Here is a 17,591-nt window from a genome sequence, read left to right as displayed (position 1 = left end):
ATCCCCTCATGCGCATCCCCGCCCTGCTCCTGTCCCTGGCGGTCGCCCACGCCGGTCCCGCGCTCGCCGCGCCGCCGCGCGAGACGGGCGACGTCCTCACCTTCAAGGCGGTGGAGCGGACGCTCCCGAACGGCCTGCGGGTGCTCGTCGTCCCGACCGGCTTCCCGGACCTCGTCTCCGTCCAGATCCCGATGCAGACGGGGTCGCGGAACGAGGTCGAGCCGGGCAAGTCCGGCTTCGCCCACTTCTTCGAGCACATGATGTTCCGCGGGACGAAGACCTACCCGCCCGACGCCTACCAGGCGGTCGTGACGCGCATCGGCGCGCGCCAGAACGCGTACACGTCGGACGACGTCACGAACTATCACATCACGTTCGCCAAGCAGGACCTGGAGAAGGTCCTCGAGCTCGAGGCGGACCGCTTCATGAACCTCGACTACTCCGTCGCGGCGTTCAAGACGGAGTCGCGGGCGATCCTCGGCGAGTACAACAAGAACGCGTCGAACCCGCTGCGCAAGCTCGAGGAGGTCCAGCGCGACAGCGCCTTCGGCGTCCACCCGTACAAGCACACCACGATGGGCTTCCTCGCCGACATCGAGGACATGCCCAACCAGTACGAGTACTCGAAGACCTTCTACTCGCGCTGGTACCGGCCCGAGCACGCGACCATCGTGGTCGCGGGCGACGTCGACCCGCAGAAGGTGATCCCGCTCGTGGAGCGGTACTTCGGGCGCTGGCAGCGCGGCGCGCACCGGGTGGAGATCCCGCCCGAGCCCGCGCCGCGCGGCCCGGTCCATGCGCACGTCCCGTGGACCACGCCGACCCTGCCGTGGGTGGCGGTCGCCTTCCACGGGCCGGCCTTCTCCGACGTGAAGAAGGACTGGCCGGCGGTGGATCTCCTCCTCGACCTGAACTTCGGGGAGACGAGCGACCTCTACGAGCGGCTCGTCGTGGAGGAGCAGAAGGTGGATGCGCTCGTCGCGGACTCCGGACCCAGCGTGGACCCGGGGCTCGTGACGGTCTACGCGCGCCTCAAGTCCCCCGCCGACGCGATCTACGTCCGGGACGCCATCCTCCGGACGTTCGCGCGGGCGCGCGCCGCGGCGCCGCCGCCGGCCCGCCTGGCAGAGCAGAAGGCGCACCAGCGGAACGCGTTCCTGCGCGGCCTCGACTCGACCGACGCCATCGCCGGGACGCTCGCGCGCTACGCGACGTACGCGCGGTCGCCGTACGGGACCGTGAACCGCCTCTTCCGCACCTACGCGGCGCTCACCCCGGACGACCTCCTCGCGACGGCGCGGCGCTACTTCACGGACGAGCGGCTCGTCGTGACCACGCTCTCGAAGGATCCGCTGCCCGCGGGCCTCGAGCGGACGCCGGCGCTCGCGGCGGTCGAGGCCGCCGCTCCGGCCCAGGCCGGCGCGAGGCCGGCCGCCGAGGTGCCGGTCGTCGCCATCCCCTCGAAGCTGCCGGTCGTGACCGCGAAGCTCCTCTTCGAGGCGGGCAGCGCGTGGGATCCCCAGGGCAAGGAGGGGCTCGCCGGGCTCGCCGCGGCGATGCTCGCCGACGCCGGCTCCCGGCGGATGCGCATCGACGAGATCCGCGACGCGCTCCACCCGCTCGCGGCGAGCTTCGACGCGCAGGTCGACAAGGAGCTCGTCACCCTCACCGGCACCTTCCCGCGGGATGGCTGGGAGCGCTTCGCGGACGTCGCGCTGCCGCAGCTCACCGATCCGGGGTTCCGCGAGGAGGACTTCCGGCGCGTCCGGGACGACCGGCTGAACGCGCTCGTCCAGGACCTGCGCGCGACGAACGACGAGGAGCTCGGGAAGGAGCGGCTGCAGGCGAACGTGTTCGCCGGCACGCCGTACGGGCACCCCGCGCTCGGAACGGTGCAGGGGCTCCGCGCCGTGACGCTCGACGACGTGAAGGCGTTCGTGCGCGCGCACTACACGCGCGCGAACCTCGTCGTGGGGCTCGGCGGCGACGCGCCCGCGCCGTTCCGCGCCCGGCTGCAGGCCGAGCTCGCGAAGCTCCCCGCCGGGGAGAAGCTCGCGCCCACCCGGATCGCCGCCCGGCGGCCGAAGGGGATCGAGGTCGAGCTCGTCGAGAAGGACACGCCCGGCGTGGCCATCTCCTTCGGCCACCCCATCGACGTGGTGCGCGGCCAGCCCGACTTCGTCGCGCTCTGGCTCGCCAAGACCTGGCTCGGAGAGCACCGCTCGTCGAGCTCGCACCTCTACCAGCGCATCCGCGAGGAGCGCGGGATGAACTACGGCGACTACGCCTACGTCGAGGCGTTCCCGCGCGGCATGTTCCAGTTCTTCCCGGGCCCCAACGTCGCGCGGCGCTCGCAGCTCTTCGAGGTGTGGATCCGGCCCGTCGTGCCCGCCAACGCGCAGATGGCGATCCGCATCGCGCTCCACGAGCTCGGCCGCCTCGTCGACCAGGGGCTCACGGAGGAGGAGTTCGAGAGGACGCGCGCCTACCTCGTGAAGAACGTGTTCGTCATGACCGCGCGCCAGGACCAGCAGGTCGGGTACGCGCTCGACTCGCGCTGGTACGGCACCCCCGAGTTCACTCGCTACATGCGCGACGGGCTCGCCCGCCTCACCCGCGCCGACGTGAACGCCGCCATCAAGCGGCACCTGTCGGCGAAGGACCTCTCGTTCGTGATCGTCGCGAAGGACGCGAAGGCGCTCGCCGACGCGCTCGTCGGCGACGGGGTGTCGACCGTGAAGTACGACGCGGAGAAGCCCGCCTCGCTCCTCGAGGAGGACCGCGCGATCGGGGGGACGAAGCTGGGCATCCGGCGCGAGGCCGTGCGCGTGACGCCGGCCTCCGAGGTGTTCGCGCGCTGAGGGAGGCGCCGCTTCTCCCCTCGGGCGGCGCGGGCCGAGCCCGAGGGGCCGCGCCTCACGTCCGGAGGGTCATCCACGCCGCGATCGCGGCGAGCAGCGCCAGCGCCACGAGCGCCGCGACGAGGATCCGGCGGCTCGCGCCGCTCGCCCCGTCGTCCTCGAGGCCGAGCGACAGCCGCGGCCGCTCCGCGCGCGGCGCGTCGGTGCGCGCCGTCCCCGCGTCGTTCTCTGGCGCGACGGCCGCGGCGCCCGGCACGGGCTCGCCGCTCGGGGCCGCCCCGGCGCCTCCGGCAACGGGCGCCGCCTCTCGGACCGCGCGCAGGAAAGGATCGTCGGGCAGCGCGGGCTCGGTCGCGTCGCCCGCGCTCTCGCGCGGGGGCGCGGAGGGCGCCGCCTCGACCACGAGCTCCGCCTGCGCCTCGGCCTCGGCCTCGGCCTCGGCCTGGGCCGCACCGCTCCGCTCCTCGGACGGCACGGCGTGCAGCCCGGGCGCCGGGTCCGCGCGCGGCGGAGGCGCGCTCGGCGCGGGCTCGGGCTCCTGGGGCGGCGGAGGGGCCATCAGCGGTGGCGGAGGCGGAGGCGGCTCGAAGCGCCGGGGCCGCCCGTCGGCGCCGCGCGCCGCGGCGGCGGGCCCGCGCACGAGGATCACGTGCCCACACCGGCAGCGGATGCGGTACACGCGGCCCGGCGCCGGCTCGTCGACGCTCGCGAAGCGCTTTCCGCAGGAATCACAGACGAACTTCAAGCTCGAGCTCCCATCGTCGACACCCGGAAGCGACGGTACATCGGGACTGCCCCGGGGATCGAGTTGCTGCTACAGTGCCGCCGGTATCACGGGATACCGCCGTTCGCTCCGCTGCGCTCCCCGCGCGCGGGGCGGCGGCCGGGTGGGATGGCGCACGGCGCTCGCTCGCGATCGCGCAGCCGGACGCAGGCGCCGGAGACGGCGGTGGAGGCGGGATGGGCGGGGTGTCTCAGGTGGTGTCGCGTTCGAGGCCGGACAAGCCCCAGCTCACGCAGTTTCATCAGCGGATCGCCGCCGAGACGCTCACCGCGCGCGGCGGCGGCGGGACCACCCGGCTCGCCGGGGCGCTCGCCCACTCCGCCGTCGATCTGAACCCGCACCAGATCGAGGCCGCCGCCTTCGCGCTGGCGGCGCTCCCCACCGGCGGCGCCGTGCTCGCCGACGAGGTCGGGCTCGGCAAGACCGTCGAGGCGGGTATCGTGCTCGCGCAGCTCGCCGCCGAGGGCAAGGCGCGCGCCGTGATCCTCGTGCCCGCGTCCCTCCGCGCGCAGTGGCGCGAGGAGCTGCGCTCCAAGTTCGGCCTCGACGCCGAGGTCGTGGACGGCGACTCCGTCCGCGAGAAGGAGCGGCAGGGCCTCCGCACGAACCCGTTCGACACCGGCGGCATCGTCATCTGCTCGCACCCGTTCGCCGCGCTCCGGCAGGCGGACATCGAGCGCGTGCCGTGGGACGTCGCCGTGATCGACGAGGCGCACCGCCTCCGGAACGCGTACCGCAAGGATCACCGCACCGGGCAGGCGCTCCGCAAGGCCCTGCGCAAGGCTCCGAAGCTGCTCCTCACCGCGACGCCGCTCCAGAACGACCTCATGGAGCTGCTCGGCCTCGCCGCGTTCATCGACGACGCCCTGCTCGGCAACGAGGAGGCGTTCCGGTCCCAGTACGCCTCGGGCGAGCTCACCGAGGACAAGGCCGCCGACCTCAAGTCGCGCCTCGCGCCCGTGTTCATCCGCACGCTGCGCCGCCAGGTGAAGGAGTACGTGAAGTACACCGCGCGGCGATCGATCGTGGAGGACTTCGCGCCGACCGCCCAGGAGCAGGAGCTCTACGAGCGCGTCTCCGAGTACCTGCGCCGCGACGACGCCTACGCCATCCCCGCGGCGCGCCGGCAGCTCTTCGTCCTCGTCTACCGCAAGATCCTCGCCTCCTCGTCGTTCGCCCTCGCCGCCACGCTCGATCGGCTCGCCGACACGCTCGACCAGAAGATCGCGGGCGTCGAGTGCTCCGCCCAGGCGGAGCTGCTCCTCGAGATGGACGGGTTCGCCGAGGAGGTGGAGGAGCTCTTCGACGACGCCGGCGGCCCCTCGCGGCCGAAGGGCCAGGCCGCGCTCCGGCGGATGAACGACGAGCTCTCGGAGCTCCGCGCCTGCGCGCGCCTCGCCCGGGAGATCAAGGTGAACGCGAAGGGCGACGCGCTCGTGCGCGGGCTCGATCGCTGCTTCACGGTCGCGAAGGCGTGCAACTGGCCGGACAAGGCGGTCGTCTTCACCGAGTTCCGCCGCACGCAGGACTACCTCGCGCGCCTGCTCAAGGCGAAGGGCTACTCCGTCACCTGCCTCTCGGGGGACGTGGGCGGCACGGACAAGCGCCAGGCGCTCGTCGAGGAGTTCCGGAACGAGACGCAGATCCTGATCATGACCGAGGCCGGAGCGGAGGGGCTGAACCTCCAGTTCTGCAACCTGGTCGTGAACTACGACCTCCCCTGGAACCCGCAGCGCGTCGAGCAGCGCATCGGCCGGTGCCACCGCTACGGCCAGCAGCGCGACGTGCTCGTGCTGAACTTCCTCAATCGCCAGAACGCGGCCGACAACCGGCTCTACGACCTCCTCTCGCAGAAGCTCGCGCTCTTCGACGGCGTGTTCGGCTCGTCCGACGAGATCCTGGGCGCGCTGGGCACCGGCATCGACTTCGAGAAGCGGGTCCTCGACATCTACCAGTCCTGCCGCTCGGGCGAGCAGATCGACGCCGCGTTCCAGAAGCTCCGCGGCGAGCTCGACGACCGGATCTCCGCCCGGTACGCCGCGGCGCGGGCGCTGCTCTTCGAGCGCTTCGACGGCGAGGTCCGCGGGCGGCTGCGCGTCGCCGAGCAGAAGGCGAAGGAGGCGGTGGCGCGGCGGGAGGCGGAGGAGGACGCGCTCGTCTCGGCGGTCCTCGCGGACGACGCGCCCCGTCCGGCGGAGGCGGAGCCCGAGGCGCCGCAGCCGCCCGCGAAGGGCCGCACCGGGCGCGCGAGGCTCGTGCGCGAGGCCGCCGAGAAGGTCCGCGCGCGGCCGCAGGACGCCGTCTCGTTCCTCGAGCTCCCGGCGGTGAACCTGCCCGCGAAGCTCGGCCGCCTGGCCGGGCGCGAGGGCTGGTGGTTCGCCTACAAGTTCAGCTTCGACGCGCTCGTCTCGGAGGAGCGCGTCATCCACCTCGTCCTGTGGCACGACGGCGAGCGGTTCCACGCGCTCACCCCGGAGGAGGCCGAGGCGTTCGCGGCGCTCCCCGCCGAGGAGGCGAAGGCGGGCCCGCGAGGAGCGACCGTCTCCATCGGGAGCGCGCAGGAGGAGGCGCTGGAGACGATCCACGCGCGGCTCGTGCAGGACCTCCAGGAGCGGATCGCGAGGTCGTACGACGAGGCGCGAGACCGCTGGGACCGCTCGGTCGAGGACGCGCTCGCGTCGCCGCGCAAGGCCGTCGACGACGCGCGCGCCGCCTGGGCCAAGGCGCGGGGCGCGCTGCACGACCGCTCCGAGGCGCCGCTCCGCGACCGCCGGGCGGCGTGCGAGCGCGCCGAGCGCGAGTACCGCCGCAAGCTCGACGACCTGCGCGCGACCGAGGGGCACCGCTACGCCGAGAAGGATCGCGCCGTCGCGGACCTCCGGAAGCGCGCGGAGATCCGCGAGAAGCGCACCCTCGTGGCGACGGCGTACTGGCGCGCGCCCTGAGCGGCGGCGCGACTCGCGCACCTTCGGTGCCGCGAGTCACGGCCGGCCGCGTGAGCGCGCCGCTGCCTCCGCTCCGGCGCCCTTGGCCGGGACGAGCTCGAACCGGATGGGCACGGCCGCCGCGGTCCCGCCCGCCGGCCCGAGCGCCCGCACGACGCACGCGGCGAGCTCGGGGTCGCCCACGGAGTCCGCCGCGATGGCGGCGCGGCCGCCCCCCACGTGCGCGACGATCACGCCGTCGAGGGCGGGCGTGCGCCGGAGCGCCTCGCCGTAGCAGGCCTCGAGCCCGCTCGCGCGGCCGGCGACGGCGCGGCGCGCGTCGGCGGGACCTGCGACCGGGGCGCCGACGGTCACGCGCGGCGTCGCGCCGGCCGCGGCGGACGCGAGGGGCCGCTCCGCCGCGGCGCCGCCCGCCGCGATCACCGTCTCCCCGTTCGTCCAGCGCCACGCGACCGGCTCGACCGGGAGGGTGAAGCGAGTCCCGCGGGCGCCCACGCCGCAGGCGGCGTCGTCGGGGAGCGCGAACTCGAGCCCGAGCGAGAGCCGGCCGGCGCGCTGCGCCTCGATGAGCCGGCGCGCCGTCGCGGCGTCCACCTCGACGGGGAGACCCGGGTCCTCGCTGGGCCAGAGGCGCGCCGTCCCGTCGGCGATCGGGAGCTGGGCCGGCTCGGCGAGGCCGAGCGTGCCGGCGCCCGCGTCGTAGGCGAGCTCGAGCTTCCCTGCCGGCACGATCGCCTCGTACCGCCCGGCGAGGGCGCGACCGCGCGCGACGTCGTGCGCCCGCTCCGCGTCGCCGCGCGCCACCGCGTCGCCCTTCGGACGGAGCCGCTCGACCGGCGCGAGCGCGGCGCAGAGCCGCTTCACGTCCTCCGGGAGGGTGAGGCGCGCCGGCGCGCCGGCAGGAACGGCCGCCGGCGAAGGCGAGGCGGCCGGGGCGTCCCCGGCCGGGCCGGACCCGACGAGGGCGAGGAGCAGGAGGGCGAGCGCTGGGACCATGGCGCGAGGGTAAGCACGCGCCCGTTCACCGTGAGGCGACTACCCCACCCGGATCCGGAGCGCCCCCGGCAGGATCTCGAACCGGGCCGGCAGCGTCCCCGGCGCCTCGCCGTCCACGTCGAGCAGGACCCTCGCGTCGCCCACGGGCTCGACCTCGACGGTCCGCGCGCGCAGCACGCGGGTGTTCGGGAGCCGCACGTGGGTGCCGTCGTAGAGCATGCGCTTCTTCGTGACGAAGTCGGCGATGCCGAAGCCGGACCAGATCACGACGTCGAACAGCCCGTCGTCCATCCTCGCGTCCGGGGCCACCCGCATGCCGCCGCCGAAGAAGCTGCCATTGCACACCGAGAGCGCGGTGATCCGCTGCTGGGTCCACTCGCCGCCGTCGACGCGCCAGCGGACCAGCGGATCGGCCCAGCCGACGAGCGCGCGCGCCGAGGCGAGCATGAACGAGAGCTTGCCGCTCGGGAGGCGCAGCCCCTGGTTCACGAGGCGCGAGACCTCGCCGGAGATGCCGCACCCGGCGACGTTCGCGAAGTGGGCGACCCGCGTCGTCCCGTCGTGCGCGGCGAAGGTGATGCGGCCGAGGTCGCACACCGCCACCTTCGGGCAGGCGAGCGCGCGCGCCGCGGCGGTCACGCCGGCCCCGATGCCGAGCGTCTTGCGCAGGTCCCCTCCCGTGCCGCGCGGGATGTAGCCGAACACGACGTGCGCCGGGGAGGCGACCCCGCCGTCCACGAGCCCGTCGATGACCTCGCTCGCCGTGCCGTCGCCGCCGACCGCGACCACGAGCCCCGCCCCCGCGGCGACCGCCTGGCGCGCGAGCCGCGCGCCGTCGCCCGGGGCGACCGTGAAGGCACACTCGAACTCGCCGACCTCGGCGCGGACCGCGCGCGCGATGGCGTCGAAGTGGCGGCCCGTGCGGCCGGCGGCGCTGCGAGGGTTGACGACGAGGAAGGGCTTCACGTGCGTGAGGATAACAGGCGAGCGGCCGGCGCGCGCCGCCGCGTCGCAGGCTGCTTGCCGCGCTGCGGCAGGAGGCGGCCCGCGTCCACGCCTCACCCCTCGCGCACGGGAGGGTCCCGGCCGGCGAGGGCCTTCGCGCGCAGGTGGCGGACGATCCGCGCGATCGGCACGCCGGTGGGGCAGAGCGCGTCGCAGCCCGCGCAGCCCGCGCACGCCTCGAGCGCGGCGGCCGCCAGCGGGAGCCCGGCGGCGCTCCGCGAGTAGAGCCGGAACGCCGCGTGGAGCCCGAGCGCGCGCACCGCCGGGACGGCCCCCGCGAGCTCGCACCCGAGCTCGCACAGGCCGCACGCGACGCACGCGGAGGCGGCCTCGCCGACGGCGCGGTCCTCCGGCGTGGTCGGCCCGAGCCCCTCCGCGACGTACGCCGCCCGGAAGCGCTCGAGCCCCGTCCCGCGCCGGCGGAAGAGCCGCCGCAGCGGGTGCGCGACGAGCGCCCGCCAGGCGAGATACGAGAGCGCGCCGGCCCGCGTCGCCAAGGTCACTCCCCTCCCCCGGGCCGCGCCGCCGCGCGCCCCGCGAGATAGCCGGTCAGGATCGCCACGCCGAGGCCGGTGCCGTCGCTCGCGTGCTCGTGGCCGCCCACGACCGCGCCCGCGGCGTGGAGCCCCTCGGCGGCGGGGCGCCCGCGGGCGTCGAGCGGCCGGAGCCTCGCGTCCACCCGCAGCCCCGCGGAGAGGAGCGGCTGCGGCCCGACCCGCGCCGCGCCCGTGAGCGACGCGGCGGGCCGCGCGGCGAGGTCCACGCCCGCCTCGCGCCCCTCCGCCGCCTGCACCGGCAGCCCGAGCGCGGGCTCGCGCAGCGTGCCGCGCCGGGCGATGCCACCCCCCACGAAGCGCCCCGTCGCGAGCACCCAGCGGGCCGCGGTGATCTCGGTCGCGCCGGCGGCGATGGGCGCGCCCGGGCCCGTCGCCCCCTGGATCGCGCCCTGCACCACCTCGACCCCGGCCGCGGCGAGGGCCGCCTCGAGCGCCGCCTGGAGCCGCACGCCCGGCATGCTCGGAACGTCCGCGAGCAGCTCCGCCACGGCGATCCCGGCCGCCCCGGCGACGCGCTCCGGCACCTGCGCCTCCGGGCGGAGCCCGAGCACCGGCGCGACGAGCACTGCGCCCGCGCCGGCGGGGAGCGCCGCCCGGATCGCGGCCCCGAGCGCCTCCGCCGCGCCGGGCTGCTCGAGCCGGCGCGCGAGCTCGTGCGGTCGGAGGAGCCCGAGCTCGCCGAGCCCGGCGTCCACCTCGACGGCGAAGGTCGGCGGACCGCCGCGGGCGCGGTACCGCTCGAGGGAGGCGGCGACGAGCGCGGCGTCGAGCCCCAGGTGCCCGGCGAGACCCGCGACGACGAGCGCGCCGCCCACGGCGAGGAGATCGCCGGCGGCCTGCGAGCGCTGGCAGAGCGCCGCCGGGACCGCGGTGCCGAACGAGGTCGCGAGGAACCGCGGCCGCTCGAGCGGCGGCGCGAGGAGCGGCGCGAGCGCGCGCGTCGCGAAGGCGAGCGCGTCGGGGAGCGCCTCGAGGCGGTCCCCGAGCACGGCGTAGGGGTGATCGGGCCTCAGCCGGGCGAGGCGCCGGGCCGCCTCGAGCGGGCCGCGCGCGGCGCGCAGCGGCTCGCCGGGGAGCGCGAAGGGGTCGGGCGCGACGCCGACGGCGCCCGAGGAGAGCGCGGTCGCGCCGGGCGCGCGCCGGACGAGCACCACGCGCGCGCCCGCCTCGCGGGCCGCGAGGGCCGCGATCGTCCCGGCCATGCCGCCGCCCACGACGAGCACCTCCGCCGCGACGGCGCGGGGGCTCACCACGGCGCCCCCGCCGCGGCGTGCGCTCCGCGCACGAGCTCCTCCTGCACGAGCTGGGCGCCGTCGAGGATCGGCCGCCGCTCGCGCCAGCCGGCGTCGAGCAGGTCGGCGAGCTCGGCGCGGACCTGCTCGGGCGACCACCCGAGCTCGCGCCCGGCGAGCTGCGCGGCGACGCGCGCGCAGTCGAGCCCGGCGCACGCGCCGACCGCGAGCCGGCAGCGCCGGCGCAGGTCCTGGAGCCGCCGCACCTGCTCGTGCCGCACGCAGTGGACGACCTCGGCGGCGAGGATGCCCTCGTCGCGGCAGAGGACGAGCCCGAGGCGCGGGTCCTCCTCCAGGAGCCGGAGGATCTCGCGCGCGCGGCCGCCGTGGCGGTAGACGAGCCGCGCCGCGATGGGCGCGGCGACCGGGTGCGCGCGCGCCAGGGCCGCCGGATCGGGGACCTCGTCGCCGCCCGGGAGCGGCTCCTCGTGCGTCCGGCACGGCACCGGCGCGCGCCCGAGGAGCGCCAGGATCCGGTCGGTGACCTCCTGCGACTGCGCCCGGTAGCTCGCGAGCTTGCCGCCCACGAGCGACAGGAGCCCGGCCCGGCCAAAGGCGGCGCCGTCGTGGAGCTGGTGCTCGCGCGAGAGCGCGTCCTCGTTCGGCCCGTAGGCGTAGATCGTGGTCCGCAGGCCGCACCAGGCGCGCGTGATGCGCGCGTTCCTCACCCCGGGGAGGAGCGACGCCGCCCCCTCGACGAGGTACTCGACCTCGTCGTTCGTCGCCTCCACGTCGTCCGGATCGCCGTAGTAGTCGTCGTCGGTGGTGCCGACGATCGACTCGTCCTCGTGCGGCATCACGAACATCTGGCGCCCGTCGACCGCCGAGAGGATGACGCCGTAGTTGGAGTAGCGGCGGTCGAGCGTGAGGTGGACGCCCTTCCCCGGCCGCATCGGCACCGCCGCGCCGCTCCGCCGGGCGAGCGCGGGCGACCACGCGCCGGTCGCGTTGAACACCACCGGCGCGCGCGCCTCCCCCTCCTCGCCCGTGAGCGCGTCGCGGAAGCGCACGCCGCGGACGCGCCCCCCCTCCGCGAGGATCTCCCGCCCCGCGGTCCAGGTGCGGAGCTCGGCGCCGTGCGCGCGCGCGGAGAGCGCGTTCAGGGCGCAGAGCCGGAACGCGTCGATGCCCCACTCGTCGAGCGTCACGGCGCCGCGGAGCCCGGGACGCAGCCCCGGCTCGAGCCGGTAGAGCTCCTCGGCCGAGAGGCGGGTCGAGGGCTTGCCGTGCTTCAGCGGCTGGAAGAGGTCGTAGGTCCCGACGTAGACCTCGGTCGCGTACCACGCCGCGCGGTCGCGCAAGGTCGCGCCCTCCGCGCGGGAGGTGAACGGCATGAGGAAGGGGATGCGGAAGAGCAGGTGCGGCGCGATCCGCTGGATGTACCCGGAGTCCCTGCACGCGAGCGCGGTGACGTGCCTGTCCGAGAGCATGTAGCGGATCCCGCCGTGGATCATCCCCGACGAGTTGCCGCTCGCGCCGACGCCGAAGTCCGCCTTCTCGAGGAGCAGGACGCGGAGCCCGCGCATGGCGCAGTCTCGCGCCGTGCCCGTCCCGTTCACGCCGCCGCCGAGGATGATGACGTCGTAGTCCATGCGCGCTCGGGGCCACCGCCCCGGCCAGGGTAACGCGCCGCGGCGGGCTGACCCCCCCTAATCTGCTGGGCCCGGGCACGCCCGCCAGCCTGCTCCCCCCACGGGGGTGGGCGGCTCGCCCGCCCCGCCGCGGTGCCGGCTCCGATCCGCGTCCCGGTTAGATCCGGACACGGAGGGTACATGCTCGGAAAGCCGCTCACGCTCCCCACCCCTGCCGAGGCGCTGCCCGGCCGCGATGAGCCCATCGAGGTCCCGGAGCTCCACTTCGTGAACCGGAACCGGATCGTTCCGCCCTGGCCGGAGGGCCACGCCGTCGCCGATCTCGGGCTCGGCTGCTTCTGGGGCGCGGAGCGCGCGTACTGGAGCCTCCCCGGGGTGTACGCGACGGCGGTGGGCTACCAGGGCGGGCTCACGCCGAACCCGACGTATCGCGAGGTCTGCACCGGCCGCACCGGCCACGCGGAGGTGGTCCGCGTGATCTACGACCCGGCGCGCATCTCGTACGACGAGCTCCTGCGCGTGTTCTGGGAGTCGCACGACCCGACCCAGGGAATGCAGCAGGGGAACGACGTCGGAACGCAGTACCGGTCCGCGATCTACGTCCACTCGGCGGCCCAGCGCCGCGCAGCGGAGGCGTCGCGCGACGCGTACGCGGCCGTGCTGCGCGAGGCCGGCCACGGCCCCGTCACCACTGAGATCCGCGACGCCCCGCGCTTCTACTACGCGGAGGCGTATCACCAGCAGTACCTGGCGAAGAACCCCGGCGGCTACTGCGGGCTCGGCGGCACCGGCGTGAGCTGCCCGGTGGGCACCGGCGTCGGGGCGGTGGGCACGCGCTGAAGGGCGGCCCGCGGAGCGCGCGAGGCCCTCAGGACGTGAGCCGCTTGCGCATGAGGACGTGCGGGACGCCCTCCTCCAGGAAGACCTCGCCCTCCCGGGCGAAGCCGCGCTTCGCGTAGAACCGCTCCGCCGGGAGCTGCGCGTGGACGGTCAGCTCCGCCACGCCGCGCAGCCGCGCCATCCGCTCGAGGTGCTCGAGCACCGCCGCGCCGACCCCGCGGCTCCGGTGCGACGCGGCGGTCGCCTGCCGGCCGAGCCGGCAGGTGCGCGAGTCCATCCGGACGATGCGGCCGGTCCCGACGCAGGTCCCGTCGGGCGCGAACGCGACGACGTGATCGGCGCTCGAGTCCTGCGCGTCCCGGTCGAGCGGGCGCGGGATGTTCTGCTCCTGCTCGAACACCGCGCGCCGCAGCGCGAACGCGGCGTCGCGATCCTCGGCCGTGGAGGCGAAGCGAACGAGGAAGTCCATGGCTGGAACGGTACCGGAACGGCCGCGGCCCGCGCCACCCTGCCGACCCTACTTGCCCGGGTCGTACGTCGACTTCACGTACACCTCGCGGAGCTGCTTCGCGTCCACGTCGCCCGGCGCGCCGGTCATGAGGTCCGTGCCCTTCTGCGTCTTCGGCCAGGCCACGACGTCGCGGAGCGACTCCGCGCCCGTGAGGAGCATGACGAGCCGGTCCATGCCGAGCGCGATGCCCCCGTGGGGCGGCGCGCCCATCTTGAGCGCCTCGAGGAGGAAGCCGAACTTGTTCTTCGCCTCCTCGTCCGAGATCCCCATCGCCTTGAACACCCGCGCCTGGACGGCCGGGTCGTGGAGACGGATGGAGCCCCCGCCGATCTCGAACCCGTTCAGCACGAGGTCGTAGCGGTAGCAGTTCACCCGGCCCGGATCGGTCTCGAGGTACTGGACGTCGGTGTCGTGCGGGCGCGTGAACGCGTGGTGCGCGGCGGCCCAGTGGCCGGACTCCTCGTCGTACTCGAAGAGCGGGGGGTTCACCACCCACAGGAAGCGCCACTGGCCACCGGAGCCGTACTCCGGGATGAGCCCCATGCGCTTCGCGAGGTGCACGCGCAGGTTCGCCATCACCGTGTGGACGACCGACTCCTTCCCGAACTGGAAGAGGAGGAGGTCGCCCTGCTGCGCACCGCAGGCGGCGTTGATGGCCTGGCGGAGCGCGGGCGTCACGGTCTTCGCGAAGGGCGACTGGGTCCACTCGCCCCCCTCGCCCACCTTCGCGCGGGCGAGCCCCTTCGCGCCCATGCCCTTCACGTACTCCTCGAGCTTGTCGATCTCGGTGCGCGAGAAGTTCGCCGAGGCGGGGACGCGCATCGCCTTCACGATCCCCTTCGCCTTCACCGCCTCCTCGAGGAGCGGCAGGCCGCCCCCGTCGTGCTGGCGGACGAGGTCGGTGAGGACGACGTGCGGCATGTCGAAGCGCAGGTCCGGCTTGTCGTTGCCGTACTTCGCCATCGACTCGTCGAACGGCATGCGCAGGAACGGCCGCGGCAGCTCGACGCCCAGGATGTCCTTCCACAGCCGGACGACGAGCCCCTCGATGACGTCGAAGATGTCGTTCTGCTCGACGAAGGACATCTCCACGTCGATCTGGGTGAACTCGGGCTGGCGGTCGAGCCGGAGGTCCTCGTCGCGGAAGCAGCGGACGATCTGGAAGTACCGATCGAAGCCCGCCATCATGTAGAGCTGCTTGAAGAGCTGCGGGCTCTCCGCCAGCGCGTAGAACTTGCCGGCGTTGAGGCGCGAGGGGACGAGGAAGTTGCGCGCGCCGCCCGGCGTGTACTTCACCATGAAGGGCGTCTCGAGCTCGAGGAAGCCCTGCTCGGTGAAGTGGTTGCGCGTGAGGTGATTCACGCGCGCGCGTGTCATGAGCGTCCGCTGCAGCGGCGCGCGGCGCAGGTCGAGGTAGCGGTACTGGAGCCGCTTCTCCTCGCTCGTCTCGATCTTGTCCTCGATCGGGAACGGCGTCGGCTCCGAGCGGTTGAAGATCTCGAGGTCGGTCGCGTGGATCTCGATCTCGCCGGTCTTGAGCTTCGGGTTCGCGTTCCCGCCGCGCGAGACGACCTTCCCGCGGACGCCGACGCAGTACTCGAGCCGGAGCTGCCCCGCGAGGTCGTGCACCTCGGGGCGGACGTCCTCCTCGAACACCACCTGCGTGACCCCTGCCCGGTCCCGCAGGTCGATGAAGACCGCTCCGCCGTGGTCGCGCCGGTTGTTCACCCACCCGAACAGGACGACGTCCTTGCCGACGTCCTCCCGGGTGAGATCACCACACGTGTGGGTTCGCTTGAGCTCGGTGATGAAACGCGACAATGGCAGCCTCCCTGCTGTGGGATCAGGCAGCTAACACCGCGGAACCTGGGAGGTCAAGCGTAGGGAGAGCTCGCTTTGCGCGTCGTTTCAGCGCCTCCACCGTCGCCGGGCGCGCGGCCGCCGGCCCGACGCCGCGGTTACCATTTTTCAGGGAGGAGCCTGCAATTCCGACAGCCGGGCGGGCCTCGCCTCCTCGCACCCGCACACGGGCGCCGTGAAGCCGGCTGGCCTCTTCATTGCAGAACCTGCGGGCGCCAAGGAGGCAGGGCCATGCGGGCTAACGAGGACGGTGGCGTGGCGGTGGACCCCATCTGCGGGCAGCCGGTCCTCGAGGCCGACGCGCAGGAGCTCGAGTACAAGCGGCGGCGCTACTTCTTCTGCTCCGAGCGCTGCCGCGCGCGCTTCGAGAAGCAGGCCGAGCGGATCCACGTGAACGAGCTCGCGAAGCTGGGCACGCTCTTCACCGATCGCCGCGCGAGCTGGGGCCTGGCCTAGGGGCCCTGGCCTCAGCCGGCGACGGGCGCTCCCGCGCGCTGCGCCGCCGCTGGGCGAACGTCCCTGAGCTTGAGCTGCAGCCTGCGCACGCCGTCCCACGCGTCGAAGCCGAGCGTGAACGCCGCCTCCACCGGGCCCGCGCACGCGGCGAGCCGGTCGCCCATCCCGAACCCGATCGCGTCGAGCCCGCGCCCGAGCGCGAGCTTCAGGTGGGCCTTGCTCGCCCCCACCGTGCGGGCGCGCCCGGCCGCGCCGCGCAGGGCGAAAACCGGCTCGGGGTGCCCCGCGCCGAACGGGCCGAGGCGCGCGAGGTCCTCGACCGTGCGCTCGGTCACGTCCTGCTCCTCGAGCCAGCCGTCGATGCGGCAGCGCGGGACGAGGTCGTCGTCGGCGAGGTGCGCCGCCGCGTGCGCCTCGAAGGCGGCGCGGAACGCGTCGAGCCTGGCCCGCTCGACGGTCAGGCCCGCCGCGTGCCGATGGCCGCCGAAGCGGGCGAGGTGGCCCGCGCAGGCCGCGAGCGCGTCGTAGAGGTGGAACGCCTCGATCGAGCGGCCGCTGCCCTTCCCCGCGCCGTCCTCGAGCGCGACGAGCACCGCGGGACGGTGGAACCGCTCGACGATGCGCGAGGCGACGATCCCCACCACGCCGGCGTGCCACCCGTCGCGCGCGAGCACGAGCCCGCGCGCGCCCGCGGCCACCCGCGCCGCCGCGTCCGCCGTCGCCTCCTCGAGGATCCGCCGCTCGATCTCCTGGCGCGCCGCGTTCTCGCGATCGAGCTCCTCCGCGAGCGCGCGCGCCGTCGCCTCGTCCTCCGCGAGCAGGAGCCTCACGCCGCGCCCGGCGTCGTCGAGCCGGCCCGCCGCGTTGATGCGCGGGGCGAGCCGGAACCCCACCTGTCCGGCGGTGACCTCGCCCCCCTCGGCGAGGCCCGCCACCTGCTTCAGCGCGCGCAGCCCCGGGCGCCTCGTGCGCGCGATGCCCTCGAGGCCCCAGCGGACCAGGATCCGGTTCGCGCCGACGAGCGGCACGACGTCGGCGACGGTGCCGAGCGCGACGAGGTCGAGCGCGTCCTTGAGGTTCGGCTCCGGCCGCGCCGGGCCGAACCGGCCGCGGTCGCGGAGCGCGCGCCGGAGGGCCATCGCGAGCGCGAACGTGACGCCCACGGCGGCGAGCCCCTTCGACGGGTAGGCGCAGCCGGGCTGGTGGGGGTTCAGGATCGCGCGCGCGGCGGGGAGCTCGACGGGGACGGTGTGGTGGTCGACGACCACCGTGTCGAGCCCCAGCGCGGCGGCCGCGCGGACCTCCTCCACGCTCGTGATGCCGCAATCGAGCGTGACGAGGAGGCGCGCGCCCTGCGCGGCGAGCTTCTTCACCGCGTCGACGTTGAGGCCGTACCCCTCCACCAGCCGGTGCGGCGTGTAGGTCACGACGTCCGCGCCGGCGGCGCGCAGGAAGCCACAGAGCAGGGCCGTCGAGGTGACCCCGTCGACGTCGTAGTCGCCGTAGCAGGCGATCCGCTCCCCCGCCTCGACGGCCTGGACGAGCCGCGCGACCGCGGCGTCCATGCCCTTCATGGTGAACGGGTCGGGGAGGTCCGCGAGCCGCGCGGCGAGGAACCCCTCCGCCGCGTCCGCCGACAGGAAGCCGCGCGCCGCGAGGACCCGCGCCGCGACCGGGTGGAGCTTCAGCGCGGCGGCGAGCCGGGCGGCCGCCTCCGCGTCCACCGCCGTCTCGATCCACCTCCGCCGCTCCGCGCCGTCCACGGGAGGTCGATACCACGCGAGGGTGACAGCGCCCGCCCGGACGCCGGCCTTCGGTGCGCGGCCGCGCCTCGGCGCCGCGCGCCACGCCCCAAAGACGAGGGCCCCGCCGCCTCTCGGCGACGGGGCCCC

Annotated in this window: 13 protein-coding genes; 4 read left to right on the top strand and 9 right to left on the bottom strand. The window is 75.1% G+C overall.

What is annotated here, in order from left to right:
• Nucleotides 1-8 precede the first annotated feature (8 nt).
• Nucleotides 9-2,861 (top strand): M16 family metallopeptidase, encoded by a 2,853-nt coding sequence (locus MLV88_RS13850; RefSeq protein ID WP_243337715.1) that lies wholly within the window; start codon nt 9-11, stop codon nt 2,859-2,861.
• 55 nt (nt 2,862-2,916) lie between these two features.
• Here the strand turns inward: MLV88_RS13850 and MLV88_RS13845 are convergent, their stop codons facing one another.
• The gene (locus MLV88_RS13845; RefSeq protein WP_242356654.1) at nt 2,917-3,606 is read right to left on the bottom strand and encodes a zinc-ribbon domain-containing protein; all 690 of its coding nucleotides are present in this window, start codon (nt 3,604-3,606) and stop codon (nt 2,917-2,919) included.
• 215 nt (nt 3,607-3,821) lie between these two features.
• On the opposite strand from MLV88_RS13845, the gene MLV88_RS13840 reads away from it, so the two are divergent.
• Complete coding sequence (locus MLV88_RS13840; RefSeq protein WP_242341524.1) at nt 3,822-6,590, top strand: SNF2-related protein; 2,769 nt, start codon at nt 3,822-3,824, stop codon at nt 6,588-6,590.
• A 36-nt stretch (nt 6,591-6,626) separates the two neighbouring features.
• Here MLV88_RS13840 and MLV88_RS13835 read toward each other — a convergent pair whose 3' ends face one another.
• The 5 genes from MLV88_RS13835 to MLV88_RS13815 all read right to left on the bottom strand — a co-directional run bounded on the left by MLV88_RS13835 (nt 6,627) and on the right by MLV88_RS13815 (nt 12,032).
• Nucleotides 6,627-7,586, bottom strand: coding sequence for a hypothetical protein (locus MLV88_RS13835; protein ID WP_243337713.1), 960 nt, complete (start codon nt 7,584-7,586; stop codon nt 6,627-6,629).
• Between the two features lie 39 nt (nt 7,587-7,625).
• Nucleotides 7,626-8,552: a diacylglycerol/lipid kinase family protein gene (locus MLV88_RS13830; protein WP_242341577.1), complete on the bottom strand. Its 927-nt coding sequence runs from the start codon at nt 8,550-8,552 to the stop codon at nt 7,626-7,628.
• Nucleotides 8,553-8,644: 92 nt separating this feature from the next.
• Nucleotides 8,645-9,088, bottom strand: a complete 444-nt coding sequence (locus tag MLV88_RS13825) for a 4Fe-4S dicluster domain-containing protein (RefSeq protein ID WP_242341578.1) — start codon at nt 9,086-9,088, stop codon at nt 8,645-8,647.
• A 2-nt stretch (nt 9,089-9,090) separates the two neighbouring features.
• Complete coding sequence (locus tag MLV88_RS13820; RefSeq protein WP_243337711.1) at nt 9,091-10,398, bottom strand: FAD-binding protein; 1,308 nt, start codon at nt 10,396-10,398, stop codon at nt 9,091-9,093.
• On the bottom strand, nt 10,395-12,032 hold the full coding sequence (locus MLV88_RS13815) for a glycerol-3-phosphate dehydrogenase/oxidase (RefSeq protein WP_242340851.1): 1,638 nt from the start codon (nt 12,030-12,032) through the stop codon (nt 10,395-10,397). The genes MLV88_RS13820 and MLV88_RS13815 overlap by 4 nt, the downstream gene beginning before the upstream one ends.
• Before the next feature lie 180 nt (nt 12,033-12,212).
• Between MLV88_RS13815 and msrA the strand changes: the two genes are divergently transcribed.
• The gene (gene msrA / locus MLV88_RS13810; protein WP_242340852.1) at nt 12,213-12,872 is read left to right on the top strand and encodes a peptide-methionine (S)-S-oxide reductase MsrA; all 660 of its coding nucleotides are present in this window, start codon (nt 12,213-12,215) and stop codon (nt 12,870-12,872) included.
• A gap of 28 nt (nt 12,873-12,900) precedes the next feature.
• Here msrA and MLV88_RS13805 read toward each other — a convergent pair whose 3' ends face one another.
• Together MLV88_RS13805 and aspS are read right to left on the bottom strand one after the other, a co-directional pair.
• Nucleotides 12,901-13,341 carry a GNAT family N-acetyltransferase gene (locus MLV88_RS13805; RefSeq protein ID WP_242340853.1) on the bottom strand — a complete coding sequence of 147 codons (441 nt, stop codon included), beginning with the start codon at nt 13,339-13,341 and terminating at the stop codon, nt 12,901-12,903.
• Nucleotides 13,342-13,389: 48 nt separating this feature from the next.
• Entirely contained in the window at nt 13,390-15,204 is a 1,815-nt protein-coding gene (gene aspS, locus MLV88_RS13800; RefSeq protein ID WP_242340855.1) for an aspartate--tRNA ligase, read from the bottom strand.
• Between the two features lie 270 nt (nt 15,205-15,474).
• Here aspS and MLV88_RS13795 point away from each other — a divergent pair, with 270 nt between their 5' ends.
• On the top strand, nt 15,475-15,699 hold the full coding sequence (locus MLV88_RS13795; RefSeq protein WP_242340856.1) for a YHS domain-containing protein: 225 nt from the start codon (nt 15,475-15,477) through the stop codon (nt 15,697-15,699).
• 11 nt (nt 15,700-15,710) lie between these two features.
• On the opposite strand, the gene recJ is transcribed toward MLV88_RS13795, so the two are convergent.
• Nucleotides 15,711-17,462: a single-stranded-DNA-specific exonuclease RecJ gene (gene recJ / locus MLV88_RS13790; RefSeq protein WP_242340857.1), complete on the bottom strand. Its 1,752-nt coding sequence runs from the start codon at nt 17,460-17,462 to the stop codon at nt 15,711-15,713.
• Nucleotides 17,463-17,591: the final 129 nt, after the last annotated feature.

Origin of the sequence: Anaeromyxobacter soli (assembly GCF_022808855.1) — a bacterium.
Classification (GTDB): domain Bacteria; phylum Myxococcota; class Myxococcia; order Myxococcales; family Anaeromyxobacteraceae; genus Anaeromyxobacter; species Anaeromyxobacter soli.
The sequence above is the reverse complement of the archived record's forward strand: the minus strand, read 5'-3'. Positions and strand labels throughout refer to the sequence as shown.